The organism is Erwinia sp. MYb416 (assembly GCF_037479575.1).
GTDB classification, from domain to species: domain Bacteria; phylum Pseudomonadota; class Gammaproteobacteria; order Enterobacterales; family Enterobacteriaceae; genus Erwinia; species Erwinia rhapontici.
Genome location: NZ_JBBGYT010000442.1, coordinates 38,990 through 54,176, shown reverse-complemented (window position 1 = coordinate 54,176; position 15,187 = coordinate 38,990). Strand labels below are relative to the sequence as shown.

General features: G+C 54.8%; 14 protein-coding genes. 6 read left to right on the top strand and 8 right to left on the bottom strand.

What is annotated here, in order from left to right:
• The first annotated feature begins 8 nt into the window (after positions 1 to 8).
• Entirely contained in the window at positions 9 to 1,397 is a 1,389-nt protein-coding gene (gene pntB, locus WH277_RS26475) for a Re/Si-specific NAD(P)(+) transhydrogenase subunit beta (RefSeq protein WP_133841933.1), read from the top strand.
• An 86-nt stretch (positions 1,398 to 1,483) separates the two neighbouring features.
• On the opposite strand, the gene WH277_RS26470 is transcribed toward pntB, so the two are convergent.
• Both WH277_RS26470 and WH277_RS26465 read right to left on the bottom strand, forming a co-directional pair.
• A complete protein-coding gene (locus WH277_RS26470) occupies positions 1,484 to 1,750 on the bottom strand; it encodes a DUF2534 family protein (RefSeq protein WP_133841934.1) in 267 nt (88 codons plus the stop codon).
• A gap of 181 nt (positions 1,751 to 1,931) precedes the next feature.
• A complete protein-coding gene (locus WH277_RS26465) occupies positions 1,932 to 2,429 on the bottom strand; it encodes a DUF2946 domain-containing protein (protein ID WP_244874653.1) in 498 nt (165 codons plus the stop codon).
• 279 nt (positions 2,430 to 2,708) lie between these two features.
• Here WH277_RS26465 and WH277_RS26460 point away from each other — a divergent pair, with 279 nt between their 5' ends.
• Positions 2,709 to 4,115, top strand: a complete 1,407-nt coding sequence (locus WH277_RS26460) for a PTS fructose transporter subunit IIC (protein ID WP_133841935.1) — start codon at positions 2,709 to 2,711, stop codon at positions 4,113 to 4,115.
• Positions 4,116 to 4,163: 48 nt separating this feature from the next.
• On the opposite strand, the gene uspE is transcribed toward WH277_RS26460, so the two are convergent.
• Together uspE and WH277_RS26450 are read right to left on the bottom strand one after the other, a co-directional pair.
• Entirely contained in the window at positions 4,164 to 5,114 is a 951-nt protein-coding gene (gene uspE, locus WH277_RS26455) for a universal stress protein UspE (RefSeq protein ID WP_339507371.1), read from the bottom strand.
• Between the two features lie 116 nt (positions 5,115 to 5,230).
• Positions 5,231 to 5,986 carry an FNR family transcription factor gene (locus tag WH277_RS26450; RefSeq protein WP_133841937.1) on the bottom strand — a complete coding sequence of 252 codons (756 nt, stop codon included), beginning with the start codon at positions 5,984 to 5,986 and terminating at the stop codon, positions 5,231 to 5,233.
• A 355-nt stretch (positions 5,987 to 6,341) separates the two neighbouring features.
• Here WH277_RS26450 and smrA point away from each other — a divergent pair, with 355 nt between their 5' ends.
• Positions 6,342 to 6,908: a DNA endonuclease SmrA gene (smrA, locus tag WH277_RS26445; protein ID WP_339507437.1), complete on the top strand. Its 567-nt coding sequence runs from the start codon at positions 6,342 to 6,344 to the stop codon at positions 6,906 to 6,908.
• 4 nt (positions 6,909 to 6,912) lie between these two features.
• Here smrA and WH277_RS26440 read toward each other — a convergent pair whose 3' ends face one another.
• Positions 6,913 to 7,836: a LysR substrate-binding domain-containing protein gene (locus tag WH277_RS26440; RefSeq protein ID WP_133841939.1), complete on the bottom strand. Its 924-nt coding sequence runs from the start codon at positions 7,834 to 7,836 to the stop codon at positions 6,913 to 6,915.
• A 346-nt stretch (positions 7,837 to 8,182) separates the two neighbouring features.
• On the opposite strand from WH277_RS26440, the gene WH277_RS26435 reads away from it, so the two are divergent.
• Positions 8,183 to 9,508, top strand: coding sequence for an MFS transporter (locus WH277_RS26435; protein WP_133841940.1), 1,326 nt, complete (start codon positions 8,183 to 8,185; stop codon positions 9,506 to 9,508).
• A gap of 281 nt (positions 9,509 to 9,789) precedes the next feature.
• Here WH277_RS26435 and WH277_RS26430 read toward each other — a convergent pair whose 3' ends face one another.
• Together WH277_RS26430 and WH277_RS26425 are read right to left on the bottom strand one after the other, a co-directional pair.
• Entirely contained in the window at positions 9,790 to 10,017 is a 228-nt protein-coding gene (locus tag WH277_RS26430) for a hypothetical protein (protein WP_171148418.1), read from the bottom strand.
• Between the two features lie 201 nt (positions 10,018 to 10,218).
• Positions 10,219 to 10,653: a DoxX family protein gene (locus tag WH277_RS26425; protein ID WP_159336720.1), complete on the bottom strand. Its 435-nt coding sequence runs from the start codon at positions 10,651 to 10,653 to the stop codon at positions 10,219 to 10,221.
• Between the two features lie 165 nt (positions 10,654 to 10,818).
• On the opposite strand from WH277_RS26425, the gene WH277_RS26420 reads away from it, so the two are divergent.
• Complete coding sequence (locus WH277_RS26420; RefSeq protein WP_339507370.1) at positions 10,819 to 12,348, top strand: carboxylesterase/lipase family protein; 1,530 nt, start codon at positions 10,819 to 10,821, stop codon at positions 12,346 to 12,348.
• A gap of 234 nt (positions 12,349 to 12,582) precedes the next feature.
• Positions 12,583 to 14,235, top strand: a complete 1,653-nt coding sequence (locus WH277_RS26415; RefSeq protein ID WP_339507369.1) for a methyl-accepting chemotaxis protein — start codon at positions 12,583 to 12,585, stop codon at positions 14,233 to 14,235.
• Here WH277_RS26415 and WH277_RS26410 read toward each other — a convergent pair.
• Positions 14,232 to 15,083, bottom strand: coding sequence for a LysR family transcriptional regulator (locus WH277_RS26410; protein WP_339507368.1), 852 nt, complete (start codon positions 15,081 to 15,083; stop codon positions 14,232 to 14,234). The genes WH277_RS26415 and WH277_RS26410 overlap by 4 nt on opposite strands.
• Positions 15,084 to 15,187: the final 104 nt, after the last annotated feature.

The following is a 15,187-nucleotide window of genomic DNA, read 5'->3' as shown; positions in this document are numbered from 1 at the left end:
GGAAGTCCATGTCTGGCGGATTAGTGACAGCAGCTTATATCATCGCTGCGATCCTGTTTATTTGCAGCCTTGCCGGGTTGTCTAAACATGAGACCTCGAAGCAGGGGAATATTTTTGGCGTAAGCGGAATGGCGCTGGCGCTGGTGGTAACCATCTTCGGTCCGGATACGGGCAACGTTGCCTGGATCCTGCTGGCGATGGTGATCGGTGGTGCTATCGGTATTCGTCTGGCGAAGAAAGTCGAAATGACCGAAATGCCAGAGCTGGTGGCCATGCTGCACAGCTTTGTGGGGCTGGCTGCCGTGTTGGTCGGTGTTAACAGCTACCTGGACCACGGCCCGGGCCTGCTTCCGGTGATGGAAAACATCCATCTGACCGAGATCTTCATCGGTATCTTTATCGGTGCGGTGACCTTTACCGGTTCTATCGTGGCCTTTGGTAAGCTGTGCGGCAAAATTTCTTCCCGCCCGCTGGCGTTGCCACATCGTCATAAGCTCAACCTGCTGGCACTGGTGGTTTCACTGGCGCTGTTGATTATGTTTGTGCGCAGTGACAGCACCGGAACCCAGGCCTTTGCGCTGGTGGTAATGACGCTGATCGCTCTGGCGTTCGGCTGGCATCTGGTGGCGTCTATCGGCGGTGCGGATATGCCTGTCGTGGTCTCCATGCTGAACTCCTACTCGGGTTGGGCGGCAGCGGCGGCGGGCTTTATGCTCAGCAACGACCTGCTGATCGTCACCGGAGCGCTGGTCGGTTCGAGCGGTGCCATCCTCTCTTACATTATGTGTAAGGCGATGAACCGTTCATTCTTTAGCGTGATTGCAGGCGGGTTTGGTACTGACAGCAGCTCAACCGGTGAAGGCGAAGAGATGGGCGAGTATCGCGAAATCGATGCCGCGGGCACCGCTGAACTGCTGAAAAACTCCACCACGGTGGTTATCACCCCAGGCTACGGCATGGCGGTGGCGCAGGCTCAGTATCCGGTGGCAGAAATCACCGCCAAACTGCGTGAGCGCGGCATCAAGGTGCGTTTCGGTATTCACCCGGTAGCGGGTCGTCTGCCTGGTCACATGAACGTCCTGCTGGCCGAAGCCAAAGTGCCGTATGACATCGTGCTGGAAATGGATGAGATCAACGATGATTTCAGCGATACGGATACCGTACTGGTTATCGGCGCCAATGACACCGTCAACCCGGCGGCACAGGAAGACCCACGCAGCCCAATCGCGGGTATGCCCGTGCTGGAGGTGTGGAAAGCGCAGAATGTGGTGGTGTTTAAGCGTTCGATGAATACCGGCTATGCCGGTGTGCAGAACCCGCTGTTCTTCAAAGAGAACACCCAGATGCTGTTCGGTGATGCGAAAGCAACGGTAGAAGCGATTCTGAAAGCGCTGTAACAAACCGTGGGGCGTCAGAACCAGCGTGGCCCCCTACAACAAGAGCTGACCCTTGATACGGGTCAGCTCTTTTTTTTGCCGGTGATCTAGCCCCGGCTATCCGGGTTCTGCTCGCCGATAAACCAGTACCACAGCGGGATAGACAGCAGCACGGTAAACACCGAGCTGTATATCAGGATCATAAAGAACTCAGAAACATACAGCTCCACCGGCCAGGTAGAGAAGGGCATATTATATTCATCGATGGCACCACCGATGATCGCTTTGGTCATCACGATAGCGGCGCACACCCACAGGCAGGCCTGTGCGATAAAGAAATTCCGGCGTTTTTTGCCCGGAGGGAATAATGACATGATGTGTACTCCTTTACTGTTTTCTAAAATTTAACGTCAAGTGGCATCAACGTTACCCGCCCGGCTGATGCGGACATTGTAGCGTTTCTTCCACACGGGCCGAAAGCACTGAAATTACATTCCTGCGAGTGTCGCATATTCATTTCAGGCGTAAGCAGTGACTAAAATAAAAATAACAACCTTAGAAAGAGAATGAAAAAACAGGCGGTGCGCGCGGTTGTACAATACCCGGGAAGAAGGCGGAGGGGAGCCAGGATTCATAGCGTGAGGGTGGCATCCGTAACGTCAGACGGTACAGCAGCCAAACTAGCGGGATAAAGACGATGAGCAGTACGGGGAAATGTGCCAGCAGCTGGCAATAACCGCAGGCAACGTCATCCATCATACCCATACCGGCAGGCATCGCATGATGCTGAGCGTAATCGGACGGGGGCGTTGTTGCCATCGACGGTGGCGCTGAGTGCAGGGTAGCCATCTCATCCATCGTCATGCCGCTCATGTCTCCATGATGCATCGACACCATCGATGAGTGATCTTCACGGGCAGAGGCATCCGGTGTTGATACACGCTGATGTTCCAGACTTTTAGAGACATCCGGTGCAATGAACAACAGCAGGACAGCCAGAATAGCGATAAATGCCGGTATTCGACGCTGCGACAGGCGATAAAAAGAAACCAACAGTCAACCTATAGCAGAGTGAAAAGATAGATGAAGTGTAGCGATTTTTATTCACGATGTTAATGGGAAATTTAATTAATCATCTTCTTGCTGTTTTATTTTTTAATGAATCTCATTACAGGGTGAATACCCGCGATAAATAGCCTGTGCTGTTGAGTGACAGTACAGGGTTTGTCCCGCCAGTGGGACAGTGTTTGGTAGTGTTTTTCCCATCGGGCTCTGTTTAGATAAGACTCCGGCCGGAACCGACAGTTATTTTATTGTTACCGGAGAACACCCATGAATATTATCGCCATCACCGCCTGTCCCACCGGGGTGGCCCACACTTATCTGGCCGAAAGTAATTTGAAAAAAGCCGCCAGAAAGCTGGGCCTTTCCCTGCGAGTGGAGACTCAGGGTGCTATTGAGAGCAAGTACATCCTCAGCCCTGATGATATTTCTGCCGCAGATATTGTTCTGATCGCCGCCGATAAAAAAGTTGATATGGCGCGTTTTCAGAACAAGAACATCGTCGAAGTCCCGGTAGCCCGGGCGGCAAGAGACGCCGAAGGGCTGCTCAATGCCATCACCGCCGGGGAATTAGCCCCACACCGGCTGGAGATTGCCAGCGAAGAGGGTGATGTGGTGCCCGTTGTCAGTGGCAACAGCTGGTATTCCAGCATCTATGTCCACCTTATTACCGGGGTCAATCTGATGATCCCATTCGTGGTTGCCGGAGGGATACTGATTGCTCTCAGTTTCTCATTTGGGATCACCGCTGCCACGCCGGGTGATGCCAACTTCAGCCCGCTGGCGAAAATGCTGTCCGATATCGGCGGGGGATCGGCATTTGCCCTGATGCTGCCGATCCTGTCACTGGGAATCAGCCAGTCCATCAGCGGGAAAATGGGGATTGTCTCCGGTGCGGTGGGCGGCATGATGGCCATTCACACCGGGTCGGGCTTTCTGGGCGCACTGCTGGCGGGTTTTTTGGCGGGTTACGTCACGCTGATGATTGTCCGCTACATTCGTCTGCCAGAGGTGATTGCCGGGCTGAAGCCGATTTTGATTGTGCCGTTACTGAGCGTGCTGATTACCGGGGCGCTGATGGTGTGGCTGATTGGCGAGCCGATTAAATTACTGCTTGGCTGGTTGACGGACTTCCTCAATGCATTGGGGCACACCAACTCGGCCATTCTTGGCCTGCTGTTTGGCATGATGGTAGCCTTTGATATGGGCGGGCCATTGAATAAAACCGTGTGTATGTTTGCCATCGGCCTGATGTCCAGCGGCATTTACGGGCCGATTGCCGCTTGTATGGCTGCCGGAATGGTGCCGCCGCTGGGGATAGCGCTCGCCACAGTGCTGTTCCGGCGTAAATTCAGCCGCAGCGAACGTGAGACGGGCAAAGTGACGTGGGTGCTGGGGCTGTCGTTTATTACTGAAGGGGCTATTCCCTATGCGGTGTCCGATCCGCTACGGGTGATCCCGGCGATTGTGGCGGGCTCTGGGCTGGCCGGTGCGTTATCGATGGCGCTGGGTTGTGCATCGCGTGCACCTCATGGCGGTATTTTTGTGATGTTTATTCCGAATGTGATCGCTAATCTGGCCGCGTATCTGCTGGCTATTGCTGCAGGGTCACTGCTGACGGCGTTAATTCTGTGGTTCCTGAAAAAGGACGTGGTGGAAACGGCAACGTCATCATAGCGGAGGGAAGGGAGAGGGCGAGCCTGGGATCAGGCTCGCCCGTGGTCATTAATCGTCTTCGTCATCATCCATTTCGACCGGAGAGGCGAAACCGTCAGGCTTGATCGCCAGCAGGTCACAGCGCAGGTGGTCAATAACCTGCTCGGCGGTATTCCCAAGGAACGCTGCCGATAGCCCGGTACGGCCGATAGTGCCGAGCACCACCACACCGGCATCAAGGTGTGCGGCCAGCTCTGGTATCACCTCTTCAGGCAGCCCTTTCTCCACATGGGTGAACTTCTCATCAATGGAGAATGACTGACGCAGCGCCTTCATCGCCACCAGATGCTGACCACGGATGGCATCGTTATAAACGCTCGGATCAAAGTCTGGCAGCTCAATGGCGATATTGATTGGTGTAACAGGGTAAGCGCCGACCAGATGCACTTCGGTATGGTTAACCCGTTCGGCCAGCTCCAGCGTTTCTCTGACCAGCTTGCTGTTTAACGGATCGTGATGTGGCTCTTCGCTGGCGAGGTTTACTGCGACTACCGCCTTGCCGCCTTCTGGCCAGGCCTGATCTTTCACCATCCAGACCGGGCACGGGCATTTGCGCAGCAGGTGCCAGTCGGTTGGGGTAAACACCACCGCCTGTAAGCGGTCATGCTGGTGGGCCATCTTAATCACCAGATCGTGTTTGCTGTTCAGCACTTCCTGGATAATCGCTTCGAACGGACGATTATGCCAAATCACCTTGATATCAATCTGCACGCCGGCCGCAAGATAGGCCTGCGCCTGTTCACGGATCCACTCAGTGCGTTGGCTGATCACCCCTTTACGCATGGTGACGCGTTCATCGGGTGAAAGCAGCGTGGTCATCTCATAGGAGAAGTCGTAAATGGGAAGAAAACAGGTAATCTTACCGCCAAGCCGCTGATTAAGGTAAACAGCACGACGAAGTGCGGGCTGGTCGTCCTGTTGCGGATCGATCGCCACCAGAATGTTTTGATATTGAGCCATAACGGTTTCTCCTTACACTGAGCGTGTCAGCTTAAAGATAGCCCAATCGAGGCAAAGGAAGAAGGGGAAAAGTTGTTGCCGGATCAATAAAATAAGAAATATCGATCCGGCACGGGTCAGGCGATGGCACGGCTCTGGCCTGCCAGTTCTGACAGAATTTCATGATTTTCGATGGTGATGTATTTTCCTTTCACCGCCAGCATGCCGCTTTTCTGGAAGCGACCAAGCAGACGGCTGATGGTTTCTACCGTCAATCCAAGGTAGTTACCAATATCACCACGGGTCATGGTCAGACGGAATTCACGCTGTGAGAAACCACGCTGGCCGAAGCGGCGCGACAGACCGTAAATAAAGGCGGCCAGACGTTCTTCCGCATTTTTCTTCGACAACAGCAGGATCATTTCCTGGTCGCCCTTAATTTCGCCGCTCATCAGGCGCATCATCTGCTGACGCAGGCTGGGCATTTTACCGGAAAGGTCGTCGAGGGTTTCGAAAGGAATTTCGCACACCATGGCGGTTTCTAACGCCTGAGCGAAGCTGGGATGCTGGTTACCGCTGATGGCATCAAAGCCGACCAGATCACCCGCCAGATGGAAGCCGGTAATCTGCTCATCACCCTGTTCGGTGATGGTGTAGCTTTTAATGGTCCCGGAGCGAATCGCGTACAGGGAACGCAGTTCGTCACCCGCTTTAAACAGCGTTTGTCCTTTCTGAATCGGTTTTTTACGCTCGATGATGTTATCAAGCTGGTCCAGCTCATGCTCGTTAAGCGTGAAGGGAATACAAAGCTGACTGATGCTGCAATCCTGGCAGTGAATGGCGCAACCACCCGATTGTATGCGTCTAGTGATAATTCGCTTTTCCGGAATCATAATGTACGCTCGATGATAATTGACTGACATCAATTTACCATTTTTCCCGCACACAAGGGAACTCATCTGAGCAGTTTTAGGCACAATAAATATGTGGACGTTATTAATAATCGTCATCTCTGTAAAAGTTGTGTGAAAAACAATCTGTAATCAGATGATTCGCAGGCTAACCTCCGCCAAATAGGCTTGATATCCGATTTTTTAGTTAAGCTCACCACAGAATCCACCTCCATGATCCGTATCAATAAGCGGACAAACACAACCCGGATGAAGCCTGTCCGTTTTTTGCTAAACTCACAGCTGTAGAAAAATGCAGAAAACGCGCGCAGGGCGCGTATTGATCGGGGATAACGTGATGAGCGACAACGCTGATGAGCTTGAGCTGTTTAAACAGGCGATGGGAGACGTTAAGCCACTGAAAGCCTGTTCCAGCACCTTATGGTTACCTTCTTCGCAAAATAAAGTGCGCCAGGTGCTCGATCCACAGCTGGATAATCCGCTGACCACTGGCCTGCTGGATATTGTCCCGTTGACCACGCCGCTGGAATACAAAGCAGAAGGAATTCAACAGGGCGTGCTGGACAAACTCTTTCAGGGAAAATACCCGCCGCAGGCCACGCTGAATCTCATTCGTTACACCGTCGAACAGTGCCGTCAGGCCCTGTATCTGTTTATGTTGCAGTGCGTACAGGATGGTCTGCGCAATGTGTTGATCGTGCATGGAAAAGGGCGTGATGATGCCTCACATGCCAATATCGTGCGCAGCTATCTGATGCGTTGGCTGCCGCAGTTTGAGGATGTACAGGCATTTTGCTGCGCCCGGTCACAGGATGGCGGCACGGGGGCCTGCTACGTTGGGTTGCGTAAGAATGAACAGGCACGGCTGGAAAACCGTGAACGTCATGCCAAACGCAGTCGATGATATGTCAGCCTGAATGGGATTTTCGGATCGTGGCCAGCAGGATCTCGGCACTCAGTGTCAGAGGCGCACCAGAGCGGGTCATGATGCCGACTGCTTCGCCGGGGCCATGTGAGGCAATCGGCAGCGCAGCCAGCGCATTATGCAGCAAGTCTTCTTTAATCGCGCCCGATGGCACAAACCACACATAGTTGTAACGCAACGCCAGTTGGCGGGCCAGCGACGTTGAGGATGTCTCCACCAGGGTGCCTGGCAACGTGCAACCTTGTTCTTTCAGCATGGCTTCGGCAATGCGACGCGGAGCGGTGCCCTCCGGTGAAATGACCACGGGCCAGGAGAGCGCTTTAGAAAGCGTGACATTGTCACTTAATAGTGGATGATCTGGCCGTACCACCAGGCGCAAGGACTCCAGAAAAAGCAGTTCGTAGGTCAACCCGGCCATCAAATCGGGATCGGCCATGCGCCCAATCCCAACGTCAAATTCTCCGGCTTTAAGCGCAGCGATCAGTACATTGTTGTGCAGCGTTGCCACTTGCACAATTGCCTGTGGCTGTTGCTGGTGAAAGCGATCGAGAATTGACGGCAACATTCCCAGCGCCACAGTGGTCAGCACGCCAAGGCGCATCACTTCAGGGGATTTTTCGTGCGGTAATGTAAACGACTGCCCGGCATGATTAAGTGCATCAAGAACACGTACCGCGTGCGTGAGAAACTGTTCTCCCATTGTGGTTAGCTGTGCACCCAAACGCCCGCGTTCAAACAGCCGCACACCCGCCAAATCCTCCAGCTCGTTCAGTGTCTTCGACAGAGCGGGCTGGCTGAGTGACAACGTTTCGGCGGCACGTCCCAGCGTCCCTTGCTGTGCAACGGCGACGAAGGTATGTAAATGGCGCAGACGAATACGCTGATTAAACTGATATTTTTTGTCCATTACGCAGAATAATAACGGCCCGGATAAACTGGCAAGTTTTCTCTGAGTATTTTGTTAACCTTATTGCAAAATTTAATTAACATTTACCGCTTTTCCGACGTTATCCATTACTTCTGGTATGACTACAGAGCGAAAGGGTATTGCAGAGATTATTAATCCTTTGAAAAAGTGAGCGAATACCTGAATACCGTATTGAGATCATTTCTGTCACATTTCAGGATAAAACGGACATATTTTCCCAGGAGAATTCCATAACAATCCGTTATGATAGCCGGCACTTTTTCTGTAAACCTCTGCAACGTTGTCATCCGGGCGGGGTTAACACTGGCCTGTTATGGAGCGCGAAGTGGACAGTACCGCAGCGATCGATATCCGTACGTTGATTAATCAGGGGTCGTTGAGTCGTTATCAAAAACGCATCATCGCCCTGAGTTTTGCCGTGGTGGCAATGGATGGTATGGATATTGCCCTGATGGGTTTCATTGCCCCGGCGTTGAAAAGCGCATGGGGAGTGACGAACCATCAGTTAGGTGCCGTCATCAGTGCCGCGCTGATCGGGCTGGCGCTAGGCGCGATGTTTGCCGGGCCGCTGGCCGATCGCTTTGGCCGCCGGGTGATCATCATTTGCAGCGTGTTCTTCTTTGGCTTATGGACGCTGGCCACTGCCTTCTCGCAAAACCTTGACCAGATCATGTTGTTCCGCTTTCTGACGGGGCTTGGGCTGGGCGCTGCCATGCCCAATGTCGGCACGCTGGTAGCGGAATACTCTCCTGAACGAAAACGTGCCTTTCTCATCACCGTGGTGTTCTGCGGCTTTACCTTTGGTGCCGCCAGCGGTGGGTTCGCCGCCTCATGGTTAATCCCGAACTTAGGCTGGCATGCGGTGCTGGTGATGGGCGGTATTCTGCCGCTGCTGATGGTGCCCTTGCTGCTGCGCTGGCTGCCGGAATCCGTGCGTTTTATGATCACCCGTAACGCCCCGGCGGCGCAGATCCGGCAAATCGTTGAGAAGATGCATCCCGGCAGTATAGGAGAAGCGTGCATCTTCACGCGCAGCGAAGCCGCAACCAGTGAAGGTGCGGTAAAAGTGGTGCTGTCGCGCCGTTACTTCTTCGGCAGCATGATGCTATGGGGCAGTTATTTTATGGGGCTGTTTCTGGTCTATCTGATCGGTTCCTGGCTGCCGTCGCTGGTGAAGGATGTCGGTATGACGGTGACGCAGGCGGCGCTGGTTACGGCGATGTATCAGGCGGGTGGCACCGTGGGGTCGTTGTTTGCGGGCTGGATGATGGATCGTTTTAACGCCAATCTGGCGCTGGCGGCGATCTATTTCACCGGCTCAATTGCCACGGTGTGCATTGGCTATGCGCCAGCGGATGTCTGGGTACTGGGTTCGGTGGCCTTTTGCAGCGGTTTTTGTCTGAACGGGGCGAATACTGGCATGAATGCACTGTCAGCCAGTTACTATCCTACCCATGCCCGCGCCACGGGGTCCAGTTGGATGCACGGCGTGGGGCGTATCGGGGCTATCCTGAGTGCGTTCGCGGGTGCGCAAATGCTGTCGCTCGGCTGGAATATCACGGATGTTTTCTCTTTCCTGGCGATTCCGGCAGTGCTGACGACTCTGATGCTGGTGGCGAAATACCGTTATGGTTATCAGCGTGAGGCGTGATGTATGCGGTCGACCCGAAAGGCCAGGGTCTTAAGGTCAACGTCTTAAGGTCAACGTCTTAAGGTCAAGGGCGTTTCGCTTTCCCGCTGCGCGGGCGAAGCGACAAGGGGCGGCCAGTCGCCGCCGCCCCTTGACCCCGGGCTTGCGGCAGGCGCCGCGCCCGTTTCACGGATGCCTTCGTCAGTTCCGTTCACCGACGGACCACTCGTGACGGCACTTCCCTGTGCCGGCCCGAGCTTTCACCGCCGTCCTGGCGGTTCATCCTGGTTCACATCACTTCCTCAGCGCAGCTTAATTGCCGCCTCAACATCAAAACCAAAATCTAAAAGATTAAATAAAACCAAAAAGGCTTTTTGTGTCTGGTCTGTTTGATTGGTTTTTCTTTTTATTTTGACCCGGCCGTTGACCTTTTGAGCGGCAATTAAGCCTCGCCGAAGGAGGGCGGATTTCCAGGACGAGCTGACAGGACGTCGGCGAGAGGGTGAGCCGGGACAGGGATGTCCCGTCACGCCCGGTCCGGCGGGAAAACCGATCGACTGAGGGAACCCGCTTTAGCGGGCGATGCGCCTGCCGCAAGCCTGGGTCCCCAGGGGGGTGGCGATTGTCCACCCTGGGTCGCTCAGCCCGCGTAGCGGGAAAGCGAAATGCCCTTGACCTGGCCCTTGACCTTAAAACATGAAAATTAACTGATCACCAACCCGCCAGGCATACTATTGCAACTGACTATTACTGATCACAGTAAAACGGCCCGCGCCCAGAAACATCACGGCCAGCGCGCCGAAGAAATAGAGCGCTTCCCCTTCCAGTGCCCAGGCCCCCACGCCAGTGCGGTCCCACACTGCGCCTGTTTTCACCAGCAGGGTGGCCACCGCCAGATTCACGACGATCACAAACGCCGCCGGGCGCGTCATCAGGCCAATGATAATCATCAACGGTGCCACCACTTCCCCAAGATAAGCACCATAAGCCACAAAGCCGGGGATGCCATGCGCATGCAGCAGTCTGGCTATCCAGCCAACGCCATGCTGCACTTTAAACACACCATGAAACAGCAGCAGTGCACCGAGCGAAACGCGTAAAACCAGCTTGCCCAAATCCGGATGATCGCTGAGGCGGGAAAATCCATTATTAATCGCGGTAAACATAACGTAATCCTTGAAGGTAAAGGCGGAATGCGCATGAAGCGGTGTGTCGATCATCGCACTGAGTAAAACACGCGTCATATCAGCATAATCTGCAAATCAAAAGCCGTGATGGACTTTCTCCCTTCGTCTGCAAATAATTAACCCAGAGATGATGTGGAAAAACCTATGAGAAACGAACGATCATTACGGATTATGACGGCGGAAGGCAGCCTGCTTGGGAGTGTGGAAGAGGGGATTTTCGTCTTCAAAGGGATTCCTTATGCGGCACCGCCCGTGGGCGAACTTCGCTGGAAGGCGCCGAAACCACTGAATGCCTGGCAGGGAGATAAAGACGCCACAGACTGGGGACCGGCCAGCTGGCAGAGTCGGGAGTATTGCCTGGCGGTAGGCGGCGGCGACCCCGGCCGTTTTCATGAAGACTGCCTGTACCTCAATGTCTGGACCCCGGATATCGCCCCGGCAACACCGCTGCCGGTCATGGTGTGGATTCACGGTGGCGGCTACGCCGTTGGCTCCGGTGGATTAACCCCGTATCTGGGGGAACCGCTGGCGCAGCGTGGTGCGGTGATCGTGACGATAAACTATCGCCTGGGCCAACTGGGCTTTTTTGCTCACCCGGCGCTGGACCGCGAATATGCCGACGGTGAAGTGGTCAATAACTTCGCCTTACTCGATCAGATTGCCGCCTTGCAGTGGGTGCAGCGCAATATCCGTGCCTTTGGTGGAAACCCGAAAAACGTCACGCTGATGGGGGAGTCCTCCGGTGCCCGCAGCGTACTCTCGCTGTTTGCCTCACCGCTGGCCGAGGGGTTATTCCATAAAGGCATTGTCCAGAGCGCCTACGGTGTACCGGATGTGTCACGTACAGAGGCACTCAAAAAAGGGCAGGCGCTGGCCAGTCATTTTAATCTCCCTGATGCCAGCGCGGAACAGCTACGTGCCTTACCCGCTGAATCATTCTGGCCGCTGGATCGCGCGCTAAACATCGGGCCGGTGGCGATTCACGGCGACCGCGTGCTGCCGCAGCCGATGCTCAGCGTGTTTACCGCAGCCAGACAGCAGCGCCTGCCGCTGATGATTGGCAGCAACAGTGATGAAGCCAGCGTACTGGCCTATTTTGGTGTGGATGCGGCTAAGGTGATTGCCGATATCCGCCGCAAGCATCCGCTGGCGCTCCGACTGATCAAGCTGCTGTACCCGGACGTCTGGGATGATGGCGAACTCGGCAGGCAGGTGGCTCGTGACATGACCTTCACCACGCAGGGGTACATTGTCGCCCTGGCGCAGCACCGTGCTGGTGTGCCGGGCTGGCGCTACTATTTTGATTATGTCTCTGAAAACGCGCATGATCTCTATCCTCATGGCACCCGGCATGGCAATGAAATTCCGTACGTCCTCAACACGCTGGGCCAGTTAGATCCCGTTGACACCGCACGATCTTTCACTGAGGGAGACCATGATTTTTCCCAACGTGTCAGCGAATACTGGCTGCGTTTTGCCCGCGATGCGACGGTATTCTCGCATCAGATAAACGGGGAAACCGACTGGCCCGCCTGGCATCCCTGGAGTGACATCACGCTACGCTTTGGTCGTCACGGCCTGGCCTGTATTGCCCCTGAAAAACGCTTTATGCGACGCAGAATGCAGGTGTTTCGTCTGCTGATGCGGGCATTTGTGCATCTCAGACACGATTAATTAGGGTTGCTCAGGGGATAGTTAATTTTTACTGCTGTATTTTAAATGACCTAAATCGTCAGAAAACGGCATCATAGCAATAACTTATGATTTACCATGGAAAGTATGAGGAATAAAACGCAGCAATATAAATCGTGTTAATTTCTTAATTTTTTAAAGTCTCCGTGCCGATAACTTGCCTGATAGCCCTAGATAACAACACTTTTATCGGTATCACCAGGTCACGGAGTCATTATGAAATTATTAAAAAATTATACCATCCGCGCAGTTTTGCTGTGGATCTTAGGCTTTTTCTGCCTGCTTTGGGGCGCTGTGGGTCTGTACAGCGTGTATTCACTCAATCAGTTAAGTGAAGGTAATGCTGTTGATCGCCATCTGGTCGGACAGATGAGCACATTAAGCAAAGGTAACGATCAATATTTCCGCGTGATCACCCGTTTAACGCGTGCGATAGATTCCAAAAAACCGGAAGACATGGCGTCGGTGCAGAAAGCACTGGATAACATGGCCACGCTGCTGGCTGATTTCAAACAACAGTCGCCGGGCCCGCTGGATCAGCAGTACGCTTCCGGTGCCATTGACAGCTGGCAGAAGCTGCTGGATGACGGTGTTAAACCGCAGGTTCGCCTGGCACAGCAGGGGTCACCGGATGACTACCGTCGCCATGCCGCCAGCATTACGCCAGCCCTGAGCCGTGATTTTGGTGCCAGCGTAGAGAAATTCAACGTGGCGGCGGCGGCTAAACTCGATGCGACTCGTGTTACGGTCGACCATCTGACCCACGTCACCAAAACCGTGCTGGTACTGGCGGTGATTGCCGGATTGTTGATTCTGGTGTTTACCGACCGCTATCTGGTGGTGATGCTGGTGCGTCCGCTGGACACCATCCGCGAGCACTTCCGTGTGATTGCCGAAGGGGATCTGACCCAACCGGTTAACGACTTTGGCCGTAACTGTGTCGGCAAACTGGTGCCACTGCTGCGGGCGATGCAGGACAGCCTGCGTGACGCCGTCAGCGCTATTCGCAGCGGTACGGAAAATATCCATCGCGGAGCGGCAGAAATCTCCTCCGGCAACAACGATCTGTCCTCGCGTACTGAAGAGCAGGCCTCGGCGCTGGAGCAGACGGCAGCGAGCATGGAGCAGCTGACCGCCACGGTGAAATTCAATGCCGACAATGCGCGTCAGGCCAGCTCACTGGCGGATACTGCCTCTGTAACGGCCAGCAAAGGGGGCAAGCTGGTGAATGAAGTGGTTAACACCATGCAGGGCATTGCCGGCAGCTCGAAGAAAATTGCCGAAATTACCACGGTCATTAACAGCATTGCCTTCCAGACCAATATCCTTGCACTGAACGCAGCGGTAGAAGCCGCCCGCGCCGGAGAGCAGGGGCGTGGTTTTGCCGTGGTGGCCAGCGAAGTGCGCAACCTGGCACAGCGTAGTGCCGGTGCAGCGAAAGAGATCGAAACGCTGATTGCGGACTCTGTTTCCCGCGTCGATACCGGTTCAAAACTGGTCGGTGAAGCCGGAAGCACGATGGGCGACATCCTGACATCGGTGGCTGAAGTTACCGAAATCATGAAGCAGATCGCGTCAGCTTCCGAAGAGCAGAGCAAAGGCATTTCTCAGGTGGGCACCGCGATTTCAGAAATGGACAGCGTCACCCAGCAGAACGCCTCGCTGGTTGAACAGGTTTCTGCGGCAGCCAGCGCGCTGGAGCGCCAGACGGAAGAGCTGACGCTGTCGGTGTCGAAGTTCCGCCTTTCCGCCAACAGTGCACCTGCCAGTCATTCTGCCGCTGCACCGGCAGCGTTGAAAAGCCCGCTGAAAACCCTGGGTGCGCCAAAAAACCGCGCTACCTCTGCTGACGAGTGGGTGTCTTTCTAAGGCTGTTCACATAACCACGCCACCAGCTCATCCAGCAGCGGTGGCGATACTGAAGGCGGGCGACGGATCAGGCTGTAGACCGCGCCCGTTTTTACACTGCCCGCAACGGGCGCGACCAGACGCTGCATCGTCAGATCTTCCGCTATCAGTGTGACATCGGCCACGGTCACGCCAAACCCCTGAATGGCTGCGCTAATCGCCAAATCCATCGTCGAAAAATGCTGATTCCGTTTCATCGCCAGCGGCTGTTGCTGTGCCTGTAACCACAGCTGCCAGTCGCGGTTGTCGGCAGTGGGATGCAAAAACGTCATGTCTGCCAGGGATGTCGCCGTTGCAGGCCCGTCGGGGAGCAGGGAGGCGGCCATGACCGGTGTCAGCGCCTCTTCAAACAACAACACGCTGTTGCGCGGGCTGCTGCCATACAGAATGGCCGCATCAAAGTTATCCAGCTGGCTGCTGTGATCCACGGTCGTGGTCAGGGAGACGTGCAGTTCCGGGCGTGCTTTCTCCAGCGCCACCAGCTTTGGCACCAGCCAGCGCATCGCGCAGGTCGGGGCTTTCAGACGGATCATCGCATTCTGCCTGCTGGCCTGTTGCGCCGCTTCGTGCATCTGCTGATAGCCACTTTGCAGCGCGGGCAGCAGGCTGGCGCCCTGCGGGGTCAGCGTCAGACCGCGTGCATGGCGGTCAAATAGCGCAAAACCCAGCCAGGCTTCCAGCGCGGCAATTTTACGGCTCACGGCACCCTGGGTAATACAGAGTTCGCTGGCGGCACGCGTCAGATTGAGATGACGGGCGGTCACAATAAAAGCATGGATGGCATTTAACGGCAGCGGGCGCTGAGGCATGGGGTTCTCTGAGCTATGATTAAACGTCATGGCTATTATGACAACAATTCGCTTGTCGCCTCAAGTGCCGCCGCGTTGAATAGGGCTAACGAATTTTACCCTGT

Excerpts from the sequence above, each read along its gene's own strand:
- pntB (WP_133841933.1), top strand. The coding sequence starts at position 9 with ATGTCTGGCGGATTAGTGACAGCAGCTTATATCATCGCTGCGATCCTG.
- WH277_RS26470 (WP_133841934.1), bottom strand. The coding sequence starts at position 1,750 with ATGTCATTATTCCCTCCGGGCAAAAAACGCCGGAATTTCTTTATCGCA.
- WH277_RS26460 (WP_133841935.1), top strand. The coding sequence starts at position 2,709 with ATGAATATTATCGCCATCACCGCCTGTCCCACCGGGGTGGCCCACACT.
- uspE (WP_339507371.1), bottom strand. The coding sequence starts at position 5,114 with ATGGCTCAATATCAAAACATTCTGGTGGCGATCGATCCGCAACAGGAC.
- WH277_RS26450 (WP_133841937.1), bottom strand. The coding sequence starts at position 5,986 with ATGATTCCGGAAAAGCGAATTATCACTAGACGCATACAATCGGGTGGT.
- smrA (WP_339507437.1), top strand. The coding sequence starts at position 6,342 with ATGAGCGACAACGCTGATGAGCTTGAGCTGTTTAAACAGGCGATGGGA.
- WH277_RS26440 (WP_133841939.1), bottom strand. The coding sequence starts at position 7,836 with ATGGACAAAAAATATCAGTTTAATCAGCGTATTCGTCTGCGCCATTTA.
- WH277_RS26425 (WP_159336720.1), bottom strand. The coding sequence starts at position 10,653 with ATGTTTACCGCGATTAATAATGGATTTTCCCGCCTCAGCGATCATCCG.
- WH277_RS26420 (WP_339507370.1), top strand. The coding sequence starts at position 10,819 with ATGAGAAACGAACGATCATTACGGATTATGACGGCGGAAGGCAGCCTG.
- WH277_RS26415 (WP_339507369.1), top strand. The coding sequence starts at position 12,583 with ATGAAATTATTAAAAAATTATACCATCCGCGCAGTTTTGCTGTGGATC.
- WH277_RS26410 (WP_339507368.1), bottom strand. The coding sequence starts at position 15,083 with ATGCCTCAGCGCCCGCTGCCGTTAAATGCCATCCATGCTTTTATTGTG.